Source organism: Paratractidigestivibacter sp., from assembly GCF_963660155.1.
In the GTDB taxonomy this organism is placed as follows: domain Bacteria; phylum Actinomycetota; class Coriobacteriia; order Coriobacteriales; family Atopobiaceae; genus Paratractidigestivibacter.
Map to the genome: position 1 here is coordinate 19,110 of NZ_CAVKWG010000015.1, position 5,024 is coordinate 24,133.

Below are 5,024 nucleotides of genomic sequence, written 5' to 3' on the forward strand. Positions count from 1 at the left end.
ATGTGGCGCGACGAGGACGTGGACGCCGCGCTCGCGGCGGCGCCCGACTACTGCGGCTTCGTCGTCGACTTCCCCAAGTCGCACCGCTCCGTCACGCCCGAGCGCGCCATCGAACTCGGGCGCGCCCTGGCGGGCTCCGGCATCGTGCGCGTGGGCGTCTTCGTGGACGCCGACCCCGAGACCATCGAGCTCCTCGTCCTGGCGGAGGCCATCGACGCCGTGCAGCTCCACGGCCACGAGGACGCCGCCTACGTGCGCGACCTGCGCGAGCTTCTCGACACGACGCCGCTGGGGCGCAAAGCGCGGATTATCCAGGCCTTCCGCGTGACCTGCGCCGCTGACCATGCAGCCGCCGACCTCGCCGCCGCCGAGAAGAGCCCGGCCGACCTCGTGCTTCTCGACAACGGCCAGGGCACGGGCGAGGCCTTCGACTGGTCGCTTCTCGCGGACGGCGCGCCCACGAGGCCCGCGCGTCCCTTCATGCTCGCGGGCGGCCTCACGCCTCAAAACGTCGCCGAGGCCATCGCCGTCACCCACCCGTACGCCGTTGACATGTCCTCCGGCATCGAGTCGGCCGGCGCCGCCGGCGCGCCGCAGAAGGACCCTCAAAAAATGATCGACGCGGTCGCCGCCGTGCGGGCCGCCGGAAAGGAGTAACGCATGAGCAATTCCCCCAACTCCCGCGGGCGATTCGGCATCCACGGGGGCCAGTACATCCCCGAGACGCTGATGAACGCCGTCATCGAGCTCGAGGAGGCCTACGACCACTACAAGGATGACCCCAAGTTCAACGCCGAGCTCACCGACCTGCTCAACAACTACGCCGGCCGCCCGAGCCTGCTCTACTACGCCGCCAACATGACGGCCGACCTTGGCGGCGCCAAGGTCTACCTCAAGCGCGAGGACCTGAACCACACGGGCGCCCACAAGATCAACAACGTGCTCGGCCAGGCGCTTCTTGCCAAGAAGATGGGCAAGACCCGCCTCATCGCCGAGACGGGCGCGGGCCAGCACGGCGTGGCCACCGCGACCGCCGCCGCCCTTCTGGGCATGGAGTGCCGCGTTTACATGGGCACCGAGGACATGGAGCGCCAGGCCCTGAACGTCTACCGCATGCGTCTTCTGGGCTCCGAGGTCGTGGGCGTCTCGGCCGGCACCGGCACCCTGAAGGACGCCGTCTCCGAGACCTTCCGCGAGTGGACCAACCGCATCGACGACACCCACTACTGCCTGGGCTCCGTTATGGGCCCGCACCCGTTTCCCACGATCGTCCGAGACTTCCAGGCCGTCATTTCCCGGGAGGCCCGCGCCCAGATCATGGAGCTCGAGGGGCGCCTGCCGGACGCCGTTCTTGCCTGCGTGGGCGGCGGCTCCAACGCCATCGGAAGCTTCTATCACTTCATCGGCGACGAGGGCGTGCGCCTGATCGGCTGCGAGGCGGCCGGCCGCGGCGTCGACACCTGGGAGACCGCGGCCACCATGGCCACCGGCAAGCTGGGCATCTTCCACGGCATGAAGAGCTACTTCTGCCAGGACGAGTACGGTCAGATCGCGCCCGTGTACAGCATCTCCGCCGGCCTCGACTACCCGGGCGTCGGCCCCGAGCACGCCTGGCTTCGCGACTCCGGCCGCGCCGAGTACGTGCCCGTGACCGATGACGAGGCCGTCGACGCCTTCGAGTACCTGAGCCGTACCGAGGGCGTGATCCCGGCCATCGAGAGCGCGCACGCCGTGGCCCACGCCATCAAGCTCGCGCCCACGATGTCGAGCGACCAGATCATCATCGTCACGTTGTCCGGCCGCGGCGACAAGGACGTCGCCGCCATCGCCCGCTACAGGGGAGAGGACCTCCATGAGTAGAATCGCTTCCGCCTTCACCGCCGCCGACGGCTCGCGCAAGAAGGCCTTTATCCCGTTCATCACCTGCGGAGACCCTTCGCTGGACGTTACCGAGGAGGCCGTCGTGGCCATGGCCGAGGCCGGCGCCGACCTCATCGAGCTGGGCATTCCCTTCTCGGACCCCACGGCGGAGGGCCCCGTGATCCAAGAGGCGAACATCCGCGCGCTGGCAGGCGGCGTGACCACCGACGACGTCTTTGCTCTGGTGGGCCGCATCCGCGAGCGCGGCGTCGAGGTGCCGATGGTCTTCATGACCTATGCCAACGTGCTCTTCTCCTACGGCCTCGAGCGCTTCGCGTCGGCCGCGGCGGCGGCCGGCATCGACGGCGTCATCGTGCCCGACGTGCCGCACGAGGAGAAGCCCGAGTTCGCGGAGCCCCTGGCCGCCTGCGGGCTCGAGCTCGTGAGCCTTATCGCCCCGACCTCCCACGAGCGCATCCGCGAGATCGCAAGCGACGCCGCGGGATTCGTGTACTGTGTGAGCTCGCTCGGCGTGACCGGCGTGCGCTCCGAAATCACGACGGACATCTCCGCCATGGTCGAGCTTGTGCGCGGCGCGACCGACGTGCCGTGCGCCGTGGGCTTCGGCATCTCCACGCCCGAGCAGGCCGCGGCCATGGCCGCCAAGTCCGACGGCGCCATCGTGGGTTCGGCCATCATCAAGATCCTGGCCCAGTACGGCGCCGAGGCCGTGCCCCACGTGGCCGAGTACGTCCGCGCCATGGCCGCCGCCGTCCACGCAGCGTAAACCCAGCGACGCGCCCCTCCCTCGAACTTCGGAAGGCTTCCAAACTTCGGAAGCCTTCCGAACTTTGCTTTAGATTTCTATATCCGCAGGTCAGGAGGGTAATAAGAAACTTATCTAAGTGTTCTTGAAGTTTGGAAGCCTTCCGAACTTTGGGGGAGGGGCCGCGGTTTGCGGGCGTGCGTTACGCGCGTGGCCGTGGGCCACATGCGGAAGGCGGTTCCGTTGTCTCGGCGATTTGCACGCCTGAAGTCGGTAAACTCGAGTTGTGCTCACTCTCTAGCCCACGAAAGGCCCGTCATGATCCTTGCCCGCGCCCAATCCGACCGCCTGTTCAGAATCCTCACCTGCCTCAAGGCCTTCGCGGCCGCCCGCTACGACATGGCTAGTCCGCAGGAAGTGATGATGATGTCGCTCGGCAAAGGCCCCGACGAGCTGGAGTCCGCGCTGCTCCGCACGCTATGGTCTGATCCCGATGCCATCGGCGACCTGCTCGCAACCCGTCCGGCGTCCCTTTCGCCGGCGGAGGTCAGCGACATCAAAGGTTTTGCCGACCACGTGAGCGGCATGGTGCTGGCGGTCGGTACGGACGAGTCCGGCCGCGGCCTGTTCCTCGTCGAGGCCCGCCTTGTCGCCGTCGTCGGCGTCACGCGGCAGATGAGCGAGCTGGTTCCCGGCCCCTATCCCAGGCCGGTCGAGCTGACCCTCTTGCCGTTCGAGGGCGTGGTGACCTACGACGGTTTCGTCAATGAGTACCCGATGTCCTACGGCCCGGGTCTTCGCGCCGCCATGAAGAAGGAGATGGACGAGGCGCTTACCCAGGAACCCATCACGGGGGCGGCCGAGTTCGCGGCGTATGCTCGCGAGGTGGCGGAGATACGCCGAGATCGCGAGGAGCAGCGCTTCGCAGAGCAGCTCCAACACGACGAGTGGGAGGCAAACGGCAACGACCCCCTTGCACCGGACGTTCACCGAGGCGTGCTCGCCGGCCTTTCCGAGGAGCAGCGCGCTGCGCGCATCGAGCAAGAGATGGCCAACGAGCGGGAGAAGAGCAACGTCCGCCGCGACTACGTGGCAGACCTGAGGAAGCGCGCCGTCAAAGGCGAGCCCCACCTGCGCTTTATTGACTCGCTCATCGACGCCAAGAAGGCCGAGCTCGAGCGCTATGCGTACCTGTTGGACGTCCCAAACCGCTCGAAGCTTCGCAAGAGCGAGCTCGCCGAGCTCGTGGCGCCGGAGCTCCTCTCGGACGACTCGCTCATGGTGCGCGACCTTATCAATTGCTTCGACAACAAGATCGCGGCGTTTAAGGAGCTCGCGTTGTCGGACGGCGTGGTTCGCTTCTCGCCTGAGGAGGCGCGCGGCAACCCCGGCCGATACCGTGAGAACAACCCGTGGACGCGTCTTTACTGGACCGGCGAGGAGTTCGCGCTCGCCATGCCCGACGAGGTGCGCGAGCTCGCCGCAGGCCTCGACTACGACGACTTGGCCGCGCGGGCTCGCTCGGCGCGACACGTCGAGCACTTCGCCGAGGTCTTGACCGAGTTCTGCGGCGTCGTTTCGATGGATACGTTCTGCGAGAGGTTCCGCGGGCTCTACGGCACCGAGCAGACGAAAGAGGAGGTCGTGGGCACCTTCTATCGCCTGTGGGAAGACTACGGCGAAGGCGGGTCGTACAGCTTCTGGCGCGACCCCGCGAGCTCCGGTGGCGAAGAAATCACGTATTTGATCGATTACCGCCTGTCCAACACCTTCATTAGCAGGGGCATCGTTGGGGAGCGGGCGAGGGAGCTTGGTTCCGAGCGCCGCGGGGAGCTGGCTTCGGAGGCGTCGCTCAAGGCGCTGGAAAAGCAGGAGAGGGAGGAGCTCGAGGAGCGCGATCGCCTGGTGCGGTATTTGATTGAGCGCCACGAGCAGGTCGCGTCAGAGGGCCCGTGCCCGCTTGACCCGGCGCTCGCCGAGAAGGACGTCCTTAGGTGGAAGCGCGAGCTGCCGGCGGCCATCAACCTGCGCAACTGGCTCGACGCCCATGTGCCCGACGACGATAGCGACCTCTACTTTGCCGACCGGATGATCGAGGAGCTCACGGACGCCCAAACGATGGTGAGCGGCCCGACGCAGTTTTTGCAGGAGGCTTCTGACCTGGGGATTACCGTGCTGAGCGACGATGTCGACGCCATCGTTGGCCGCCTCACGGCGTTTTGGAACGCGATGCCCTCATGGGAGAGCGACGGCTGGTCGCCCGACGCCTTGGCCGAAAAGCGCGGGGGCAAGAAGATATTCCGCAACCCCGACGGCTCGCCGATGAAGGTCGGCCGCAACGACCCCTGCCCCTGCGGCAGCGGCAAGAAGTACAAGCGCTGCTGCGGGCGGTAGGCGC

The 5,024-nt window shown here is 67.1% G+C and carries 4 protein-coding genes; all 4 read left to right on the forward strand.

What is annotated here, in order from left to right; genetic code table 11:
- Window positions 1–657 (forward strand): phosphoribosylanthranilate isomerase (locus U5709_RS02020; RefSeq protein ID WP_321972653.1); only part of this gene is annotated, 657 nt, incomplete at its 5' end.
- A 3-nt stretch (window positions 658–660) separates the two neighbouring features.
- Window positions 661–1,860, forward strand: coding sequence for a tryptophan synthase subunit beta (trpB, locus tag U5709_RS02025; RefSeq protein ID WP_321972452.1), 1,200 nt, complete (start codon window positions 661–663; stop codon window positions 1,858–1,860).
- Window positions 1,853–2,647, forward strand: a complete 795-nt coding sequence (trpA, locus tag U5709_RS02030; protein WP_321972654.1) for a tryptophan synthase subunit alpha — start codon at window positions 1,853–1,855, stop codon at window positions 2,645–2,647. The genes trpB and trpA overlap by 8 nt, the downstream gene beginning before the upstream one ends.
- A 297-nt stretch (window positions 2,648–2,944) precedes the next feature.
- Window positions 2,945–5,020, forward strand: coding sequence for an SEC-C metal-binding domain-containing protein (locus tag U5709_RS02035; RefSeq protein ID WP_321972655.1), 2,076 nt, complete (start codon window positions 2,945–2,947; stop codon window positions 5,018–5,020).
- The last annotated feature ends 4 nt before the right edge of the window (window positions 5,021–5,024 follow it).